We start from the raw sequence: 20,681 nt of genomic DNA on the forward strand, positions 1-20,681 counted from the left end.
TCGGCATAAACGGTCCATCAAACAGGAAAAAGAGAAGAATTGAAAAAAAGCCAACCAAGAAGGAGAACTGGTTGGCTGTGGTATATTGAAATACTCAATATGATGTTTCAACTAGCCCCACTAACCGAGCTTAGTACTCCCCAAGTCCGTCCCATTTAGCAGACCTGCATATTGGACTTGGAAAGGAAAACCAGTGTATCCAAAAGAGGACGGTGTTTTCTGACAACATTTACGCAAAAAGTGCCAGTCTAAGCGAAAGTGGCGCCTCTGCGCTGCACTTTCTTCACCCATTTTTCCCTATTCTCAGGCTTGGAATGAATCACCGGTCCTAAGAAGAGTGTGGATAGATTCTTGATGCCGGCAAAGTCTAAGATTGTGCGTTTGAGGTGATGATAAATTGGATTACCTTGAACCCATTTGTACCAAAAAACGGGCGTATCCAGCGTGATGATAAGCTCGGACGTTTTTCCCTTGAGCAGCTTTTTAGGAAGAGTTTTACCTGCTTCGTACTTGAAAGCAAATCCCGATAAGAATGTGCGATCAATGATGCCTTTAAATTTTGCCGGAACAGTGCCCCACCAGACTGGGGTAACAATCACAATGTGGTCGGCCCAAGAGATTTTTTCTTGAAACTGGATCAAGTCTGCTTCGAGGGGCATAAGCTTATCATATCCTTCACTTAAGTCAGGTTGAAAGTTCATGCCCCCGGTGTGAATTGTTTTTACTTCGTGTCGAACAGACGCGGACTCAGCGTAGTGCTCGGCTAAAGCATGGCATAGACTGCTTGACTTAGGGTTGGCATTGATGACCAGTATCTTCTTCATGGTAAATCCTCTACAAGATAGTGTGAAGTTAAGCAGAAGATACACTGTGACCTAAGGGGCAGAGTCAAGTGCTTTTATGCACGCTATGATTTCTTCTTTACATTGTTGCACTTTTTCTAGGTAACGTTGGCGCTCTCTTATATCCGCCAAAGCCTCCGTCCGTTTTGAGTCTAGAACTGATAAGACAGCGACCCAATCGAGATCAGCTTGTCGAGTCTTTAGAGACTGCAATTCCGCTAATTTGATGCCCAGCGCTTGAGCCTCTTTGATAATGACAATGAATTCGACATCTTGCTGTGTGTAGACACGATACTTCCCATGGCGATTTACGTGCAATAAACCGAGTGATTCGTACAGCCGGATTGCTCTGGGGGTCGAGCCTGTTTTTTTGGCTACCTCTCCTATAAACATCGCGTATCCCTTGCGTATCTATGAATATGTGCGAGAAAGTGTATGCCATTCTATCCCAGAACACTAGTAGGACAACCGTAGTGAAAATAATTATGTTACGCTTGCGTTTCATAATTATTGGTGTATGCTTTTTAAGCATTAAGGAGAACCTATGAGCAACACAACAGTGGTCAAACCCGGTCGACCAATTGATCACGAGCGCACGCGTCGGATGTTCGATGCTATTGATACCGTTTTGGTGGAAGAAGGTGTCGCCGGGCTATCGATAGAAAAAGTTGCCAAGATAGCAAACGTATCAAAAGTGACACTTTATCGCCGCTTTGGAACACTAGAGTCCATGCTGAGAGCGTACGTTGAGTACTACACCAGTCAAGCTGCACATTCCATTCAGTTGGACGCGACTGTCCGGCTTGACGTGCGTTCGCTGGAGGAACAACTGATTGTTCTGGGAATTGATACTCTGAATCTGATTGGGAATCCTCGTGTTATCGCTTTTGACAATGCTTTATTGGGGAGTGGTCAATTATTCGGTGATCTAAGAGAGCAACTTTATGTTCAGGGACCTAAGCGCCTGCATGAGCGCATAGCCCAGCTTTTGCTCATGGCGGGCATAGAATCAGACATAGAGGACCTAGCTGACATTTTGTTTCATCTGTGGCGCAGCGGGATCTACGATGCGGCACGGGTAAAAGGCAACATGACGGTGACCGAGTCGCAACTATACGAGCATGTTGCCTCTCGTACCCGTTTTTTTCTTCGAAGCGTTACCATGGGGAATGATTGAAATGAAGAGTGAACCAAAGATTCTTGTCGTTGGCGCAACTGGCTATCTTGGACGTCATATTGTCCAAGTATTGCTGGACCAGCAGCGAACGTTTACGGCCGTGGTCAGAAACTCATCTAAACTGATTGCTATGGGGGTACCTGAGTCACAGATCCACCAAGCTGATGTGACGGCGTCCGCGTCGTTAGCAGGGATCTGCCAAGGGGTCGATGTTGTAATCTCGTGTTTGGGTATCACGCGTCAAAAAGACGGCCTTGGGTACATGGATGTGGACTACCAAGCAAACCTTAACGTCTTGCAAGACGCTGAAAGGTCAGGGGTGAAGAAGTTTATCTATGTGTCAGCATTAAATGCGCCATTGCATCAAGAGGTGCGTTTGTTACATGCCAAAGAACAGTTTGCCCAACGACTGCTAGCGTCGGAGACCATCACCCCTTGTGTCATCCGACCAAATGGTTTCTTCTCCGATCTCAAAGAAGTGTACGACATGGCAAGCAGGGGGACTGCGTACGTGTTTGGCTCCGGTGAGGCTCGATTGAACCCTATTCATGGCTCGGACCTCGCGCAGTTCTGTGTCGAAGCGATCGATGCTTCTGAAACCGAACTGGACGTGGGCGGACCAGATATTCTCTCCATGACCGAGATCGCACAATTGGCTTTTGAAGCGCAGCACAAGCGTCCTTCGATCGTACACGTCCCCGATTGGGTTAGAAAGATCGGATTGAGGTTCGTAGGGTGGCTGCCCGAAAAATGGGGAGGACCAGCAGAGTTCTTTTTAACCGTAACGGCACGGGATATGATTGCCCCGCAAGTTGGTACGCACTCGCTCAGGGCGCATTATACTGAACTGGCGCGTGAGGGCCAATAAATACAACGTAAGGTTGGGTGTCGCATCCCCTCTCTGCCATCTATCTGGGAAAGGGGAAGTAGCGCCTCTAGTGCGGTATGAGGAGAGAAATTTTGTCGGCATGAAGTCATAATCATAAGTGTCAATCAACGCGCAAAAAGTGTCAATGTTAGGTGATGGCCTTGTTGCAATAGTGGGTATCCGATAGCGTAAAACGTCATACAACGAGACGGAAAAGGAACCACAATGTCAAAATCTGTTTGCCGAATTTGTCTAGGAAATCATGACAATATCGAACCGATACATCAAGCTTGCACAGAATGCATCACACTTTGCTTGGACAATGCACAAAATGTCAAACCGTGGAGTTATTACAGTATGGTGCTTCAAGTGTCGAAGAAGCGCGTGTTTAACTCTCTACACCGCACTGAGCATCTATCGGCTCTTGAGCGGCAGCAGGTGTCGCAACTAATCAGTGAACTAGAAGCCCTTTCTCGTACCATTTTTACTAACGCATTCTCTGGCGAAGAGCAGTATAAAGTTCAGTTCTTACGAGAGATCACCCAGTTTAAAGAAAGTATTGCCCAGCTAACCGCTTCCGATTTAGAACCAGATCTTCCCTCATTTTCAAATCACTCTTCTCGATGATTCAAACCTTTTATCTGCGGTTGATTGCATATCACTGCAGGTGCTTTCATTTAAAGGAAAAGGCAATGCTAGATTGGATCAAGAAACAGAGTATCAAAACACAACTTAAGTTGACGCTTTGTGGCCTCTTGCTCGTAGCTATAACATTCATAGGGAATATGACTTACCACCAAGTGTCCGCTATTTTGATTAACAAAGGAATACAAAGTACTCGCACTCAGCTTTCTGCTTTGTCGACACAGTTGCAACACCAATATCAGACATATCAAAAAAAAGCGCGACGATTCAATCAGATACTACGCTCAGCGTATTTACCGAGTATTCGGTCCGCCACTGCCATTCGGATGCTAAACGGAGTCCAGTATCAGGAATTGACCACCGAGGGTGAAAGGGTGACTGAACGTTTTACTCAGGTCGATCAGTTTTTGCAGGATACCGGTGTCGTGGCCACAATTTTTGCTGCGACGCAGGATGGCGATTTCATTCGGATCACGACATCGCTGATGAAGTCCAATTATCAAAGAGCCTACGGTACCACCTTAGGTAAATCACACCCGGCTTACGAGACTCTGCGGGCTGGCGGTGAGTACAGCAGTCGAGTGTCGCTGTTTGGGCAAGAATACTTATCGTATTACCAAGCGATCACTGAGGGCGACCAAGTGATTGGTGTGAGCTTTGTCGGAATTCCTTTGCAACAGGTGCAAAAAGAGTTGTTCTCAAGCCTAAGAGCGATTGTATGGGGGCAGACGGGGTATTCTATGGTGGTAGAGGGGAAATCGGGGGAGCGGCAAGGACAGTTTTTGCTCCACCCTCATTACACTTCGAATGACCGAGTTACTGATATCGGCGCGACAGAAGACACTAACCCTTTTCGACAGTTGTTTGAAAGCACCTCTGGAATTGTGTCGTATGAGTTGGCGTCTGGAGCTGGAAACGCTCAACGGAAATACACTGCGTACCAATATGTTGAAGGGTGGGACTGGGTGATCATGGGGGGAACGTTTGAATCTGAGCTGGCTCAGGAGAGTAAAACGGTGATCATGCAACTCCTAGGGGTGTTTGGTTTTGGTTCGTTCCTGATGATATTAAGTCTCAACTGGTGTGTGGCTCGAGTATTTGCTCCCCTACTAGAGATTACAATGCTATTGCATCGATTGGGCCAAGGGCAGTTTAATGTGAGTATGGCAGCAAGCTCTCAAGAGACAGGGCAGAATGAGGTCCGTAAATTAAATGAGGCCGCGCGAAATATGGTCTGGTCAGTTCGTGCTATCTTGAGCAGTAATCAGCAGATAGCTTCCACAAGTGATGTCCAGATTTCGAGTTTGGAAAGCAGCGCGGCGCGATTGAAGACGGACTCACACAATGCTCAGGAACAGTTGAGTCAGATGGTTTGTGCGGTAGAAGAGCTCTCGGCGTCTTCTGGCGCGATAGCTGAACAAGTTATTAAGATATCCGAAAAAGCGGAGAGAGCCAGGATGCAAGGGCAAGCGAGTCAACACTCCGCTCATCAAACCAGAGACTCATTGGATAAGATGGCTAATGATCAGGCTGAGCTGAAAGACAAAATTCGGGCTCTGGAGGTCCAAGCCGCTCAAATCGAGCAGGTCACTGGTCTGATAGGCGAGGTGGCTGAGCAAACTAATTTGCTGGCGTTAAATGCTGCCATCGAGGCGGCTCGCGCGGGTGAAGCGGGACGAGGATTCGCGGTGGTGTCAGACGAAGTACGTATCCTAGCTGCAAAAACTCAAGCAGCGATTCGGGAAATATCAACCATGACGGAGGCCTTAGGCAAGCGTGTCCATGAAGTAGTTAATGGTATGGTTAAAACGTCTCAGCAAAGCGAAAAAATGCATAGCACGATGATAGCACTGGAAGAAAGCGTATCAGAAATGGGTCACCTGATTGACGACATCAATACCGAAACTGCCGGAATTGCCACCACCACCGAAGAGCAGGCTCAAGTCTCTCAATCTCTCGCCAATCAAGCGCACCACATTGACACTCTCAACCAATCCGCAGCGCAAACGGCCGATCATCTGTCTAATCTCACCAGTGAAATACAGAGGTCAATGCACACGTTGCGCGGTGAGCTGAACAAGTTTCAACTTTGAAGCTGGAGGCCTTTAGAAGTGATGTTCAGACAACCGCGGCGCAAAAGCAGACAAAAAGATACCCAAGAGCAGTCTGCCGATAGGCGCCTGTATATGGATCTGTTACACGTATAGCATTGAATCCTCTCTCTAATCGTACATTTACTAATGCCTGCATCTTTCGGAGAGAGGGAATATGTTGAGTAAGGGGTTTTATGAAACTGAACAACAAACTGATGTTGATACTAGGAGTGCTGTTCTCTGTCACTTTAATGACGACGACAGGGGTTGGCTATGTTGAATTTCGCAATGAATCCATTTCAAAATCTCGCCACCTTTTGTCAGAAGAAGCAAGGCTGATTGGGCAAGCGGTCGATGAACGAATGTCTCGCAATTTTGATACATTGAACTTAGCGGCTCGTCAACTTGATTTGACAACGCATTCGTTGGATGCCTCGTCAACATTGAGCACACTTGAGGCGATCGTGGATACGCTGGAGGTGCTGAACGCCTATGTCGCGCTGGAAAATGGCCAAACGTTCTCCACGTCATCGGGAGGGTTTGTGCCGAACTTCAACGCTCGAGATAAACAACGAGAATGGTACCAACGTATTTTTTCAGGGGAAACCCGGGTGATTACCGCACCATACCTGAGTGCGGAAGGTGAGGTGGTGATGGCGTTAGGGGTGCCCGTCATGCTAGAGGGAAGAGTTGTCGCCGCCCTAGTGTCGAACATGAAAGTGGATCTCTTGACGCGCTACATCGCTAGCTTGTCTCACGACAATCAGCTTTGGGTGACTCGTGAAGATGGCTACATACTGGCAGCAAAATACCCAGATTTGATTGGGGAAGACATTTACGGTGTCCGACCCAGTTACCGTGCCTTCAAAAATCATAAGGCGAGTGAACATACTTATTGGCTCGGGGAGACCCAATTTTTTGTCGTGTCACACCAAATTCCTTCACTAGGATGGACGGTGTGGGAGTGGACGGAGTGGGAGAGTATGACTGAAGCCTCAGAGAAGAATCTTTTGGAACTCGGGGGGATGGCTTTGCTTTTTGGCGCCTTATTATTAGGGCTGATGTATCGATGTGTTCATTTTTATGTCGTTCGACCGCTTGGTGAGGAGCCAGAAAAGATAGTCACGCTCATGCAGCGAGTGGCCAACGGGCAACTGACGTTTGATTTGCCATCCAACACGGCCTCAGGTATTTACCGCGAAACGCTGGTAATGGCTGAACAGCTCAAATCTTTATTGATGCGGATCCGCTATCTGTCGGGGCAAGTGGAGGAAATCGCATGCGCTATCGATCGCGGTGCTGCTGATGTCAATAGCAACGCCTTCAACCAAATGCAGCAGTTAGAGCAAACGGCCACAGCCATGACTGAGATGGCCTCGTCCGTAGACGACGTGGCTAGCAATGCAAATCGAGCCTCGTCGTCTGTACAACAGGCAATGGGAGATGTCGCCCAAGGGCTTGCCTTGGTGGCTGAAGTGGATACGGGTTTGCGCTCTCTGGGTGAAGGTGTGAGTGAGGCGCAACAAGCTATCGAGTTGGTGGAAGAGCAGTCGAGACAAGTAGAAAAAATCTTGGATGTGATCCAAGCGATCGCCGAACAGACTAATTTGCTGGCCTTGAATGCGGCAATTGAAGCGGCTCGGGCTGGGGAGCAGGGGCGTGGGTTTGCTGTTGTGGCTGACGAAGTACGCCAGTTGGCCAGTCGAACTCAAAGCAGCACGGCGGAAATCCAGTCACTGATTACAGGGTTGCAGAGCACCATTACTCGATCCGTGACTATCATGTCGAGTAACACTGAGAATGTTCACACTATATTGAATCGTTCTCAGTCTGCCTCGGTCGCCCTACAAACTATTGAAGGCTCTGTGCTAATTATCCAAGACCAAAATGGTTTGGTGGCGACGGCCACCGAAGAGCAGTCAGTGGTGGGTAGCCAAATTAATCAGTCAGTACATGACGCCCATACCATTGCCACCACCACACAACAAGGCTCTGAACGCAACCGCGGTTTTGCTTCAGAACTGATGGCATTATCAAACTCAATGGATGAACAAATTACTCGTTTTGAACTCGACTAAGTTCCGTATTCAAACCTCAGCCAAGGCTGAGGTTTTAGTCACGTCACCATGTGCAATGGAATACCTTACTCAAGGTCGGCTTCTCTGGTTTGGGAGTGTGGGTGGGAGGTGGCGGCGCAATGCGTAATAGCTGAGTGCTAAAGTGGGTTGGAAGATTTCCACTTCGACCATAGAGTGACAGTTGGATGGCTTGTTCCTCTAACTGAAATTCCACTTCTTGATTACATGGAGGGGAGAAGGTTTGTGCGAGAGCGGCTTTGGCTAGGTGACGTTCAAACGGCGCTAGTGGGGTCGTCGCAATACACAGTGTTTGACCTGGTTCTAGTTCAGCGAGAAAGTCGAGGCTGAGCGGGTGTTGAGAAAAAGCCCGATGAATGTCAGTGCTACAGCCGACATAAATTAAGTTGAGCAGCCTGAGCGTGTTACGGTCAACGGCAAACTCACAGGTATAAACAAGATACAGTCCGCCAATTTTTGGCAGTCGGTGGCGATGGCGATACAACCAGTAGCCGTCAAAGGTCATTTCTAGAATTTTCATCATGTGGTCTCCAAATAAAGGTCACAAGCGGCGTGTCATTGCCCTCCAGTGTCGCTAAAACCTCTCTTCAATAACGGACAAAGAGGAGGCAATTTATGTCGTCCTGAACGCTTGGCTGAAAACTGCGCTGTTTTGTCTGATTTTAGCGAAACGCTCCGTCTAAAGTAGGACGCTTACGTCCATGTGAAGAGCAGGAAAGATGAATTGGATTACAAATGTGATAATGGCAGTCGCAAGTGCTCTGTTAGCGTCAGGGGCACAAGGTAAAATTACGCTTCATGAACCAAATTATTTCACTTTTGGCTATGTTGACCAGGTCAATACTAGCGTCGCAGTTGAAGGGGAGCATGGGGAGTATCAAGGAATGAAAAACACTGAAGCGAAATTTCAGTTCAGTCTGAAATTCCCTCTCTTTGAACAGCGAGATAGGGCCATTATGGGGGCATTCACGCAGACGTCTTTTTGGCAATTAGGCAACACTGACCGATCTTCTCCTTTTAGAGACAGCAATTACCGTCCAGAACTCTTTAGCCTGCATCATGTGAGCCGCAGGCTAAGCGTATCTCAAGGCTATCGTCATCAGTCGAATGGACGAGGGGGCGCACTCTCTCGGAGCTGGGAGCGTTACTTTTTGGCCATGCACTTCGATACGGGCTCTTGGGGGATGACTCTTCAAGGGTGGCATGCGTTCGCACTGAGTGATAATCCTGATATTTCCCACTTTATTCCTCCGTGGCAGTTGGATGTGAACGTCCCCATTGGAAGGGGGGAGTGGGCTGTTACTGGTGCCTATGGAGGACCTGCATCGCGCGGTTTTATTGAGACTTCAGTGACGCATCCGCTAACCCATGATCTGGCGGTGTTTGCCCAGTATCGCTCAGGATATGGGGACTCATTGCTGGATTATCGAACTCGTAACACCCGCATTACATTAGGATTCCGACTGTTCCCTTCACGCTTCTGATTTCAAGATAGGTCAAGGATTGTCTCAAAAAGCGTAAGCTTTGGCATGTTTGAAGAGGGAAAGTCTGATTTACTGAGTATATAAATTCAACGTTATGCATATCTTATTGCTAAGAAGGATGAGTGGTAGTCATACGATCTTTTAAATCGAAAATCTTGGTCGCGACCTCGTCGCTCTTGCTTGCTTGTCTCATTATCCTGACATCGCTTTCCTACTTTCTCGTCTCTTCAGACGCCAAAAAGCACATAGAGACAATTTCCGACCTCAAACTGCAGATCCTGACTGATGGTATTGCGCAATGGGCGTCGTCGTTCACACACGCTGTCGAACAAGTGGCGCCGGACTTTTCAATCGATCGTCGTGATCTTCAAATCCAATTGATGGTGGAGCAAATACAAAAAGCGACCCGAGCCAGCGAAGTGCTAGTCGCTTTCCAAGACGGGCGCTCTTATCACTCTGACACTGGGATCGGTAATGTGTATTTTTACGACCCACGCAAAGAAGCGTGGTACCAAGGTGCATCTCGCGCGAAAGCAATGACATTGAGCAGCAACGAGACCGCGTTACAAGTATCGGTGCCATTTTACTATGAAGGCAAGCATCGTGGTGTATTGAAAGCAACCAAGCCACTCAATGAGTTGCATTCTTTCATCGAAAAAGCGGAGCAACATGATGTAGATATCTATCTGCAGAATAATCACGGTGACGTACTTTACAGTTCATTACCTCTGCAGGGTACACCGCTATTCACGAGTGACGTCAGCCATATCGCATCTGGAGAGCTACAGAAAAGAGAGCAGGTCATTGAAGGCGTTTTGACTTCGGTGTACCAACAAACGGTAGCTATTTCCCAAGCGAACGTGTGGACTCTGAGTGTAGCTACTCCTAACAGTGTGGCGTTCGCGAGTCTTACCCAGATGACTCGTGATATGGGAGCTTTGACGGTGGGTATAGTGATCTTAGGGACAGGTTTTATGGTGTGGCTATTGAGCTACCTATGTCGACCTTTAGAGAGTCTGGCCAGCATGATTACGGACTTGGCTTCGGGGAGCAGTGATTTAACTCGTCGACTGACGTTACCTAAGGAGACCGAATTCGCTGAAATTGCACTTAATGTCAACCAATTTGCGGACAAATTGCACGGCACAATAAACACAGTAAAGAGCCTCAATGAGCAATTGCATGAAGGCGCACAGCAAACCTCTAGTGATGCCAATGGTGTGTCCGATGTCGCAAAGCGCCAGCTTGACAAATTGGAACAGTTGTCAGTGGCCATGGAACAGCTCTCCGCCTCTTCTCACTCGGTGGCTGATATCGCATACCAAGCGGCGGAGTCGGCAAAGTTAGCGCAAACATCTGTTTCACAAGGACGTACCGTTGTGCATGAAACACGTCGAGCGATTGCATCGATGTCGGGGGAAATCAAAGATGCGGCCAATGTTATTGAACGGGTTCAAGCGAATGCAAACGACATTGAGCACGTGATGTCGGTGATCGAGGATATCGCAGAACAAACCAACCTTTTGGCACTGAACGCCGCTATTGAAGCTGCTAGAGCAGGCGAATCTGGTCGCGGGTTTGCGGTAGTCGCCGACGAAGTCCGTTCCTTGGCCAAACGAACTCAGGACTCCACACGGCAGATCCAGCAATCCGTCATCCAACTGCGAGACAGTGCGATGGCTGCCAGTCATGTGATGAAGCAGAGTTTGATCACGGCAGATACCACCGTCAAACAGGGTGAGGCGTCACACCAGATGCTCGAGGAAGTTGAAATGTCTGTTCTGACGATTTCGGACTTGATCAACGACACAGAAATGGCGGCAGACCAGCAAAAGACAGTGGCATTGGAAGTTAGCTCAAACACCAATGATATTAAGGTGTTGTCACAGGGGGTATCGGAGTCCGCCTCACAAACGCATGAGAGAATGACCTGTCAGATGTCATTGACACTTGCGCAAAAGGACGCCGTTTCAGGCTTTGTCGTTTAACTAAAGGAGAACTAAATGAAACATTATGTGATTAGAACCGTTGGCGTTTTAGCTGGACTTATTGCGTCATTTGCTCAGGCTCAAGAGACGTTAGCGTTGGTGATTTCGAGTCTCAACAATCCGTTTTTTGTCACGATGAAAGAGGGGGCAGAGCAACGAGCTAATCAATTGGGGTACCGTTTGATTGTTCTTGACTCCCATAACGATCCAGCAAAAGAACTCGCAATTGTCGAAGATTTGTTGGTACGCCAAGTGGATGCTTTGCTCCTTAACCCGACAGACAGTGATGCTTCTTCCGCATCGGTTCGCGCTGCCAACAGAGCGTCTGTGCCTGTGTTTACCTTAGACAGAACCGTAAGTCATGGCGAGGTGGTCTCTCATATTGCATCCGACAATGTTCGTGGTGGATACCTAGCGGGCCAGTTTTTAGCAGAACAGTTAGGGCATGGTGCCTCCGTCGTGCAATTGGAAGGCTTGCCAGGTACGTCAGCTGCACGAGAACGAGGACAAGGATTTATCTCGGCAGCCGAACAATTAGAGTTTGAGGTTTTAGGGAGTCAGCCCGCCGACTTTGATCGCAGTAAGGGGCTAAGTGTGATGGAGAATCTATTGGTTTCGTATCCCGAGGTTCAAGCTGTGTTTGCCCAAAACGATGAAATGGCGCTCGGAGCATCCAGAGCCGTTATGGCTGCGCAGAAATCTGTCATTATTATTGGTTTTGACGGCACAGATGAGGGAATTAAGGCAGTAAGTGAGAAGATCATACATGCCACAATCGCACAGCAACCTAAACTGCTTGGTTCGACCGCGGTTGCGACCGTTCAGCGATTTATGATGAACCATTCTGTTGATGCTTATATCCCGGTTGAACTGAAGTTGATCACTGGTCCAACGCCCAAATAACGCCTTTGGAAGGATATGGTAGACGGATGGAATTTAAGGAGCGCTAAACGGGAGGAATGACAGTGCGTAGCTTGGAGGATATTGAGGTATTTTTGGATTATTTGGGGGATGCGGTGGTGGTGGTGGACGAGGAATCGAACGTCGTATTCGCCAACAGTGCTAGCCAAAAGCTGTTTCAATACACCAAGCAGGAGTTTGTGTCCTTAAAGGTAGAACAACTAATGGCGAATCACGGGGTTCGAGAAGGCCACAACGACAGAATGCGAACGTATATTCGAAATCAGCACCCCTCTCGGACAATTCAGCGTTCTTCCTCCCCGATTCTAGTGAGAGAGGCGATCCCATGCGTGCGTGCTAATGGGCAAGTCTTCAATGCGCGCGTATCCGTATCGAGTATTGAAGCAGGCGGTTCACGATATGGAATGGCTATCATTCATGACTACTCCAGTGTCTACGACCTCATATCGAAGCTTAACCAGGACGCGGTTACGGATAAGCTGACAGGGTTGTTTAACGGACGTTACCTCGAAGACTGGCTGACGCGATCACCGAAAAGCAATACATCAGTGGGGGTCGCCTATTGTGATTTAGGCAAGTTTAAGCACATCAACGATCAATATGGCCACAAGTGCGGGGATACCGTGCTGCGGGAATTTTCGGTACGACTTAAACAGATGCTTAGACCACAAGATAAAGCGATACGAGTGGGGGGAGATGAGTTTTTGGTGTTGTTCGAGTTGCAATCGAAAGGCCAAGGACGTGACGAAATGAGGATTAAAGCTGATGCATTGTGCAGTGTCCTGGCTGCGCCGTTTTATCTGCCGGATAAGCGCTTGAACGTCTCACTTGTTATGAATATGGGGCTGGGAGTTTACCCGGAGGACCACCCAGAATGGGAGGTACTGATCGATCGATGTGATAAGGCTATGTACGCCTCTAAGGCACAATCGATGCCTTATCTGTTTGTCCAGGATATCCCGTCCCAATAACAACACGCTGAAGGCGTGATCAGATTATAAATCGGTTTTTGTCTTAAATTGCTCTGGATTTGTCCGCTCTAAAGTTCTTGATAGTTTTATCATCGTTAGAAAGCCACCTAACCAAGCTATTTACAAACCATTTTGGTGATTTCAATGACAAAAGATAGTGTCCTAACCCCACCTAATACTTTGATGGGACGCCGCAGACTTTCAATTCATGACCGACACAAAATGGAACAGCTGACGTCAAAAGTGATGACACGGTACCATTTGTGGCTCGTCAATCATAAGTACGCGTTACAGCATGCAGATGACCTTTTTTTGGACGAGCAATGGACGAAATCTAGGGGGCTCTCGGAAGAGGATGAGGCCATCAGCCAGCGCTTCAAACGAGAATTGCTTGAATGTGAACAAGCGAGCCAGTCCAGCCGTCAAGACGCGCATGCGGAAAAACTCAAAGTCCAGTCTCGCGTGATGCAGAACGTTGAAAATACCCTGAAAGCAAGGTTGGCCACTTTATTCCAGGAAGCCGATCTCTCGAAGCTACTGAATCCAGTACCCGATTTCAGCTACTTGGTGAGCGTGGCCTACCAGCCCTCGTTATCATTCAGTCGCTTGTATCCGATGTGTGAGCTCAACCGAGCGTTGTCTAAGCAAGTTATCCACTTAGCCAAAAGCCCTCGTTTCTCGATGAAAGGCACTCGCCGTACGACAGCTCTAGACGACCCGAAGGTAGCTCTCGCACAATTGGGAATAGAAAACTGTCGGCGGTTCCTTCCCTTGCTGATGGCCCGACCGCTTGCTACACCCACTGATGGGGTCATGAGTTCCATCAGTAATAAAGTCTGGCAGCATTTACTGGTGTGTGCCAATGCTACCCACCACCGGCTTGAAGAGGCTGGCGTTGTTTCTCCAGAGCAGGGCATGTTACTTGGTACGATCAGACATCTTGGGCTCTTAGTGGTGATTAATCACTTTCAAACACAATTTGAAGAAGCGCTGCTGCAAGTGATGCAAGACTATCGACAGAGTAACTGTATGACGGAGTATTTTGCTTGCAGTGAGATAAAAATGCCCTTGGTGTTGCTGCCACAGCTCCTACAAAGGCATGAGAGAGGGATCGTTGAGCGTTTGATCGCACACATAGATTGGGGGCCGAGCGCAATGCCCCTAGCTAGAGCATTGCTGGAAGATTTGGAGGACGCTCCTCTGGACACTCGTTCAATCTATGGAGTAGCACTGGGCCAAGGAAGAGCGTTCGCAGTGTTCGATAACATGGATAAAAATCAGATCTTTCCGACCAAATTTGCCCCTCATTGGTTTGCTAATGTACGCCTGAGTGGGGAGGCTTTGTCAAAGCTGCAGCAAAGCCATCCAGGCATGCTGAAGCCATACCAATAGCAGAGGTGAGAATGGAAGCCCACGAAGGACTGCTCGATCAAAGGGTCAAGTTGCTGAACGTATTTGATACGGGAAGCGAGGGATTATGGTTGATGCGAATGAATGGGAGGATTCGTTACTACAACGACGACTTTTATCATCAATTTGATATTGTTCAAGAAGATGCTGATGTAGAAGACTGGATCCGGCTTATTCATCCTCTGGATATCGAAACGTTTCGCACGCAAATGCATCATCACGCAATGGCCAAAGAGGAACGGGTAGTGTCCGAGTACAGAGTGCAGAACCGGCAAGGTCAGTATCTTTGGATAGAGGCCTCTGGAGTCATGATGGTGGATGAGGAAGGTGCATTCATGGTCGGTTGCCATCGCAATATTTCCGATCGAAAATTGATGCAGGACTATCTGTACCAAACGGCGTATTTCGACCCTGTTTCTGGCTTGATGAACCGTAACAAGCTGAGGGTAGATCTCCTAGAGGAACGCGTCGATTTAGAGGGGCAAATTTTGCAGTTAGCCATCCAACGTTCTCACCTCTATTCGCGTCAGTATGGACAATCGGTGGAGGACGAATTTGTCTCGGCTATTCATGCCTTTATGCTCAAACAAAACCTCGAAAGCTATACGTTTTATCGACTGAAATCGGGTGTCTACGCAGTCCTCATGTCGATGAATATGTCAGTCAACGCACTGCGAGCTCTTGCCATGAAAATGCGCGTTTTTTTTGCCGACTTTGGTTCGTCCAGCAAGATATTTGTTGGCGATGAATTAGCGATTGGCGGAGTGTTCATTTGCCAAACTACTTCGGCTGAGAAAACGCTGGAAATTTTGGATAAGACGTGTGATTACGCGGGACGACAATGCGCTGGTCGAGTGGCCATTTATCATGGAGAGGTTCAGCAACATATTGAACGGTTTTTTACCATTCAGGAGTCGTTAAAATCGGCGATCGAGTCACAGCAAATATCAATAGCTTTGCAGCCCATTTGTCTGGCTGGATCGATGAGAACGGTCAGCTACGAAGCGCTGGCTCGATGGACGCACCCTGACATTGGTTCCGTAACGCCAGATGAGTTTATCCCGTTGGCAGAGGAGCAAGGATTGATCCATGCTTTGGGCCTGAGCGTGCTGGAACAAGCATGTCAATTTTTGTCAATGTCCGATCGACAAGGCCAGCCAGCAATCAAGGTCAACGTGAATGTTTCTGCGTTGCAGATTATGCGACACGATTTTGCGAAAAAAGCCATGCAAGTGCTCCGAAGACAGGGACTGCCCGCTGAACGTATTACGTTAGAGATCACCGAATCGGTATTGCTTGATGCCGATGAGAGTATTGTTAAGAAATTGTACCGGTTGCGAGCGTTAGGGTTTCAACTCTCGTTGGACGATTTTGGGTCTGGTTACAGCTCCGTTTACGGGCTGTTCAACTTGCCATTCAACCAAATTAAAATCGACAAACTTATCATCTCTGAAGCGCAGCATAATCGCTCATGTCAGGCTTTTATCCGTTTTCTGACCGATCTTGGTGAGGTCAATGGGATAGATATTGTCGCTGAAGGACTCGAGCATCAACACCAAATCGATCAATGTGCCACCTTGAATGTTTCCCACCTACAGGGATTTGCGATCGAGCACCCGGCAGCTATCACACAATGGCAGGCTCGTTTTGCTTGCGATCAATTGAGTAAATAGAATTGCGTAAATCAACAGTGGGCCTAGCATTGGCAGGGCTGACGTCCTGCGGTGGTGGGGGCTCCTCGAGTACCGACATGCATCTTCAGACGTTGCCAACATTAATCATGGCGTTTGTGGATACCCAGAACCATAAACAAGTCATTTCGGGAGATCTGGAAATTCGACAAACGCGTCGCGAGCCCCTTTTGCTCAACGGACCTGCCACTTTAACAGTATCACTTGGTAGTCAAGACATAGTGGAGCAAACCATCACGAGTTTACCGACTACGATTTCAATTCCAGAGTCTTCGTTGAATACAGCTCTTGTCGACCGTTTGTTAGTGAAGTTGGAGAGCGAACAGTTTATCAACGTGCAGCAAGCAGTTCGATTTTTCGATGCGTCCGGCGAGATTGAGGTTCAGGGGCCAGGAGGCAACGCCAAGCAGGCTTGGCTCTATGGTATTGAGCGTCCTTCGTTGCGTGTTACTCGCAGGGGCAATCATTGTTACCTTAACAATGGCATAGTTGCAGTGATTGACATGCAGAATACCACCGACCCACAAAGTTCGCCTATGGCGGCAAATCGCATAGACGATGATACCTATCAGCCCTATAATTTTGACTGTTCGGCGTCGACATACCATGCTCAAAAGAGTATCAGTGACAGTGGGGGTATTTGGACATACTCGGCGTTAAATGATGCTCTGTATTATGGAACGATAGTGCACAACATGTTTGTCCATTATCTTGGAGAACCACCGTTAGATCATCAAATCCGCTTGCGGGTACATTACGGTCCCCGTTCGTCAGTCCGGGCGTTTTGGGATGGAGCTTATGCTAACTTTTCTGATGCCTATCCATTTCAATACTCGACGGCGTCCCTAGATATTATCGCGCACGAAGTCGCCCATGGGGTGCTGCTGCGCCTATCCTCGATGTCTTACACCACACCGTTAGGTCTAGATGCGCAAACTCTATCGGAAGCGTTCAGTGATCTATCAGGCGTAATGGCTAAGCACTGGCTTGATCCGACTACCAACCTTTGGTGGCATGGTGAAGAAACCGACGGCTCAATTCGTAAATTGAACCAAATTCAAACCGAATCCGCCGCAGTGTCAAGCTATCTGGATTACGCCACTGCGGGCAACAATCCGTACTTGAGAATAGGATTGATCACCTACCCATTTTATCTACTGTCGCAGAAGTGGGGGGTAGAATCGACATATCAGGTTTATATTGATGCTACTCGGTGCTGGACAGCTGAGTCGACATTGATTGACGGGGCACGGTGCATCGTGTCATCCGCTGGTCAATTAGGGTATCCGACGTCTGATGTTTATGAAGCTTTTGACGCAGTCAACATGCCGCTGTTATAAGCAGCGGCATGGCTGAGTACATTAGAGGAGTGAGGTGAAAAAGCGATCTAAGTCATCATAGCGAGTCGTTTGACGAAACAGCTCTTGCCCGTTAACGATGAAAGTAGGAATCGATCGAATATCTAGTGCTTGTGCGCGCTGACGATCGGTGTCCAAACGGGCAAAGGTTGTTGGGGCATACATGACTTCGAGAAAGGCATCCGTATCATAACCAAGCGTTCGAGCGATATTGAGTAGCACATCAATATCAGCGATGTTTTCCGCTCGTTGGAGGTGAGCTCGTTGTAAAGCATCAAACATGTCCCAATGACCGTTTTCGCCTGCCAACTGCTCCGCGGCTTGGGTTGCCTGCGCTGCGAGCAAACCGCTCGGATAGCTAAACGACGCCTTTGCCATCGCCTCAATATTGAATCGATCAGTTGAGCCCTCAAACCGTTCACACGAGGCCCAATGCGCTAGGATCTCTTGTTTTGCTTGCGCCAAAGAACCGAAACGCTCAGCCATGTCCTGCGGTGTTCGCTGAAGCACGTAGCTACGGTGCGTTATCTTCAGAGGGTATTTTTTCTCTAGTTGTCGAAGCACTGATGATTGGATGTAGCACCAACCACATACCACATCATGAAAGAACTCGATATGAATGGTCATGGTCGGCTCCTCTTAAAGCATGCCTTCAAATTCGGTCGCCAAACGTTTTAACGTAAGGTCCGTGTCCGAAGTGAATTGGCCTTCGATGTAATGGGTCCCAAAGCAGCCAAGACTAAACGTAGCTTTGACTTCAGCTCCCCACCACGGCATTAGACTATGCAAAGTCTGCAGGCTAGTAGCTCCGCCGTTTGCCCCTGGTGACGTACTGAGCAACAGAACGGGAATATTGTGAGTACCAAAAAAGCCGGTTTCTGTCGTCGATAAACGAGATAACCAGTCGATAACATTCTTCAGAAAAGCAGGCATAAAGCCATTATGTTCTGGGACGGCGATCACCAGTGCATCGTGCTCAGAGAAAATATCCCAGAGTAATTGTACATTGTCAGGAATACCATTGGATTCAATGTCCTGACTGTAGATGGGTAAAGGGTACTCTATCAAATCCAGTAAGGTCGTGGTGTGAGATTGAAAATGCGACACCGTTTGCTTTAACAACTTGGTGTTGATAGAGCCTTGGTGGTTGCTTCCCGAAATTGCGAGGATCTTTTTCATTATATTCTCCTGTTAAATGAATCATCCGTGATTCACTATAATGTTTACTGTAGGATGATAAAGTTCCTTTTTGTGACTATATAATTCACTATCAGTAAATAATTTTTTGGAGGAGGAAATACAGTGGATAAATTGGTGGCGGCCAACGTGTTCAAGCGAGTGGTTGAATTGGACAGTTTTCACCTCGCGGCAGACGACCTTGGCTTGTCTCGATCTGCGGTGAGTAAGAACATTGCTGAGCTAGAGGGATTTCTTGGGGTTGCACTCATTACGCGCACTACACGCACTATGCGCGTGACACCGACTGGTGAGGAGTACTATCGCCAGGTTTGCCAATTGCTGGATATGTGGGCGATGGCCGATCAACAGGCGATGGCCGCTTCAAGCAGAATGCAAGGGACTCTCACTGTCAGCATTCCGATGTCGCTGGGTTTGGTGTCCATTCAACCCAAATTGTGTCAGTTTGCCAAGCAGTATCCAGACCTACTGCTCAATGTTCTTCTTTCAGATGAGCAAATTGATCTTGTCACTGGAGGTATTGATGTCGCTATTCGTGGCAGTGGGCATCTTAAAGATTCGACGCTGCATGCGCGTAAACTTGATACTCTCCCAAGAGTATTATGTGCTGCCCCTTGTTATTTGGCCGATATTGATCTTCCTCTTAATCATCCCTCGGACCTTAGCCATCATGATTGCTTGATTTACAGCTTGTCTACCTCGCCAACAAACTGGTTATTTTATTCAGAGGCTGAAGAGTGTCAGATCGCCATTCATCAGATTCGAATGCAAACCAATAACACCCTAGCGCTTAAGCAAGCTTGCGTTGAAGGGTTAGGTGTGATGCTGGCGCCCAAGATAATGGTGGAAGAAGAACTTACTCGCGGTGTGCTCCAACCTATTTTGACCGATTGGCGAATCCCCAATCACGATGTGTATGCTGTCTATCCGCAGCACAAAGAGCATTCCCTAATGGTGGCCGAACTGATCCGTTTTTTATCTCAAGAGATGGCGCTTGAAGCTAGCTTCTGAGTCAAAAAGTCGAGAAATACTCGCAATTTGATAGGCATATGGTCGCGCTCCGGGAAGAGAGCATAGATGCTTTTTTCTGGCATTACATACTGTGGGAGTAATTGCAATAACTCTCCCGAATGAAGGTATGGTCTGGCTATGAAATCGGGCAGTCTCGCAATACCAAGCCCTTGAGTTGTGGCCGACAATAAGGCTTCGCTGTTATTGACTCGGTAATTACCGGTTACAGAGATGCTCTCAATTTCGTGCCCTTGGGCGAAAACCCATTCTGCCGTCTCTGATGTGTGTCGATACGTTAAAGCATTATGCTGAATAAGCTCTCTAGGATGGCTTGGGACGGAACGTGCGTTAGACTCAAAATAGAGAGGGGAGGCGCATACGACGCTGCGACTCTTGATGAGCTTTCTAGCGATCAAACTGGAATCATCAAGATCCCCTCCTCGAATGGCCAAGTCATAGCCGCCTGCCACAATATCTACATAATCGTCACTCATGGTCATGTCGATTTGAATGCCTGAAAATTGCTCTAGGAAAGTGGGAATAATGGGGGCAACGACTAACCGCCCAAACGACATCGGGGCACTGATCTTAAGTGTTCCAATCGCCTGACTCTGTTGACTGGTGGCGGCATCCTCAGCCTTTTGCAACCAATAGTAAGCCTGATTTACATGCTGATGGAAGTTCATGCCAGCCTCTGTGAGAGACACTTGTCGTGTGGTTCTGTGCAGCAAACGCACACCTAGTCCCTCTTCTAACTGAACCACACGTTTGTTGACGGCGGATCGAGACACGCCTAATTCCCGTGCTGCTTGAGCAAAACTGGCGTGTTTAACTACCTCAAGGAAAAAAGGGATTGCATCTAAATGCGTCATGATTGTCACCTTTTTGGATACAGTGTGAATAGTATATGCTCTGTTCTCTAACCATTA

Annotated in this window: 19 protein-coding genes; 13 read left to right on the forward strand and 6 right to left on the reverse strand. The window is 48.0% G+C overall.

Annotation, left to right across the window (positions count from 1 at the left end):
- Positions 1–248: 248 nt before the first annotated feature.
- Together VIC_RS05870 and VIC_RS05875 are read right to left on the reverse strand one after the other, a co-directional pair.
- Positions 249–824, reverse strand: a complete 576-nt coding sequence (locus VIC_RS05870; RefSeq protein ID WP_039951354.1) for an NAD(P)H-dependent oxidoreductase — start codon at positions 822–824, stop codon at positions 249–251.
- 51 nt (positions 825–875) lie between these two features.
- Positions 876–1,235 carry a MerR family transcriptional regulator gene (locus VIC_RS05875; RefSeq protein ID WP_039951355.1) on the reverse strand — a complete coding sequence of 120 codons (360 nt, stop codon included), beginning with the start codon at positions 1,233–1,235 and terminating at the stop codon, positions 876–878.
- A gap of 151 nt (positions 1,236–1,386) precedes the next feature.
- Between VIC_RS05875 and VIC_RS25980 the strand changes: the two genes are divergently transcribed.
- From VIC_RS25980 to VIC_RS05900, 5 genes are all read left to right on the forward strand, one after another.
- Positions 1,387–2,019: a TetR/AcrR family transcriptional regulator gene (locus tag VIC_RS25980; protein WP_006958460.1), complete on the forward strand. Its 633-nt coding sequence runs from the start codon at positions 1,387–1,389 to the stop codon at positions 2,017–2,019.
- A gap of 1 nt (position 2,020) precedes the next feature.
- On the forward strand, positions 2,021–2,887 hold the full coding sequence (locus VIC_RS05885; RefSeq protein ID WP_006958461.1) for an SDR family oxidoreductase: 867 nt from the start codon (positions 2,021–2,023) through the stop codon (positions 2,885–2,887).
- A gap of 225 nt (positions 2,888–3,112) precedes the next feature.
- A complete protein-coding gene (locus VIC_RS05890) occupies positions 3,113–3,514 on the forward strand; it encodes a hypothetical protein (protein WP_039951356.1) in 402 nt (133 codons plus the stop codon).
- A 65-nt stretch (positions 3,515–3,579) separates the two neighbouring features.
- Positions 3,580–5,625 (forward strand): methyl-accepting chemotaxis protein, encoded by a 2,046-nt coding sequence (locus VIC_RS05895; protein WP_006958463.1) that lies wholly within the window; start codon positions 3,580–3,582, stop codon positions 5,623–5,625.
- A gap of 194 nt (positions 5,626–5,819) precedes the next feature.
- Positions 5,820–7,703, forward strand: a complete 1,884-nt coding sequence (locus VIC_RS05900) for a methyl-accepting chemotaxis protein (protein ID WP_006958464.1) — start codon at positions 5,820–5,822, stop codon at positions 7,701–7,703.
- Positions 7,704–7,746: 43 nt separating this feature from the next.
- Here the strand turns inward: VIC_RS05900 and VIC_RS05905 are convergent, their stop codons facing one another.
- On the reverse strand, positions 7,747–8,244 hold the full coding sequence (locus tag VIC_RS05905) for a GIY-YIG nuclease family protein (protein ID WP_006958465.1): 498 nt from the start codon (positions 8,242–8,244) through the stop codon (positions 7,747–7,749).
- Positions 8,245–8,440: 196 nt separating this feature from the next.
- Here VIC_RS05905 and VIC_RS05910 point away from each other — a divergent pair, with 196 nt between their 5' ends.
- The 7 genes from VIC_RS05910 to VIC_RS05940 all read left to right on the forward strand — a co-directional run bounded on the left by VIC_RS05910 (position 8,441) and on the right by VIC_RS05940 (position 17,526).
- Positions 8,441–9,205 (forward strand): phospholipase A, encoded by a 765-nt coding sequence (locus tag VIC_RS05910; RefSeq protein WP_006958466.1) that lies wholly within the window; start codon positions 8,441–8,443, stop codon positions 9,203–9,205.
- Positions 9,206–9,327: 122 nt separating this feature from the next.
- Positions 9,328–11,193, forward strand: a complete 1,866-nt coding sequence (locus tag VIC_RS25985; RefSeq protein WP_006958467.1) for a methyl-accepting chemotaxis protein — start codon at positions 9,328–9,330, stop codon at positions 11,191–11,193.
- 15 nt (positions 11,194–11,208) lie between these two features.
- Entirely contained in the window at positions 11,209–12,096 is an 888-nt protein-coding gene (gene rbsB / locus VIC_RS05920) for a ribose ABC transporter substrate-binding protein RbsB (protein WP_006958468.1), read from the forward strand.
- A gap of 62 nt (positions 12,097–12,158) precedes the next feature.
- Positions 12,159–13,085 carry a sensor domain-containing diguanylate cyclase gene (locus VIC_RS25990; RefSeq protein ID WP_006958469.1) on the forward strand — a complete coding sequence of 309 codons (927 nt, stop codon included), beginning with the start codon at positions 12,159–12,161 and terminating at the stop codon, positions 13,083–13,085.
- Positions 13,086–13,229: 144 nt separating this feature from the next.
- Positions 13,230–14,477: an HDOD domain-containing protein gene (locus tag VIC_RS05930; protein ID WP_006958470.1), complete on the forward strand. Its 1,248-nt coding sequence runs from the start codon at positions 13,230–13,232 to the stop codon at positions 14,475–14,477.
- A gap of 11 nt (positions 14,478–14,488) precedes the next feature.
- Entirely contained in the window at positions 14,489–16,168 is a 1,680-nt protein-coding gene (locus VIC_RS05935; protein WP_006958471.1) for an EAL domain-containing protein, read from the forward strand.
- 2 nt (positions 16,169–16,170) lie between these two features.
- A complete protein-coding gene (locus tag VIC_RS05940; protein ID WP_006958472.1) occupies positions 16,171–17,526 on the forward strand; it encodes a M4 family metallopeptidase in 1,356 nt (451 codons plus the stop codon).
- Between the two features lie 21 nt (positions 17,527–17,547).
- On the opposite strand, the gene VIC_RS05945 is transcribed toward VIC_RS05940, so the two are convergent.
- Together VIC_RS05945 and VIC_RS05950 are read right to left on the reverse strand one after the other, a co-directional pair.
- Positions 17,548–18,171 carry a DsbA family oxidoreductase gene (locus VIC_RS05945; RefSeq protein ID WP_006958473.1) on the reverse strand — a complete coding sequence of 208 codons (624 nt, stop codon included), beginning with the start codon at positions 18,169–18,171 and terminating at the stop codon, positions 17,548–17,550.
- Between the two features lie 12 nt (positions 18,172–18,183).
- Positions 18,184–18,723 (reverse strand): NADPH-dependent FMN reductase, encoded by a 540-nt coding sequence (locus VIC_RS05950; protein ID WP_006958474.1) that lies wholly within the window; start codon positions 18,721–18,723, stop codon positions 18,184–18,186.
- A gap of 123 nt (positions 18,724–18,846) precedes the next feature.
- Between VIC_RS05950 and VIC_RS05955 the strand changes: the two genes are divergently transcribed.
- The gene (locus tag VIC_RS05955; protein WP_006958475.1) at positions 18,847–19,752 is read left to right on the forward strand and encodes a LysR family transcriptional regulator; all 906 of its coding nucleotides are present in this window, start codon (positions 18,847–18,849) and stop codon (positions 19,750–19,752) included.
- On the opposite strand, the gene VIC_RS05960 is transcribed toward VIC_RS05955, so the two are convergent.
- Entirely contained in the window at positions 19,722–20,624 is a 903-nt protein-coding gene (locus VIC_RS05960) for a LysR family transcriptional regulator (RefSeq protein ID WP_006958476.1), read from the reverse strand. The two genes, VIC_RS05955 and VIC_RS05960, sit on opposite strands and share 31 nt — an antisense overlap.
- Positions 20,625–20,681: the final 57 nt, after the last annotated feature.

Source organism: Vibrio coralliilyticus ATCC BAA-450 (genome assembly GCF_000176135.1).
Taxonomy (GTDB): Bacteria; Pseudomonadota; Gammaproteobacteria; order Enterobacterales; family Vibrionaceae; genus Vibrio; species Vibrio coralliilyticus.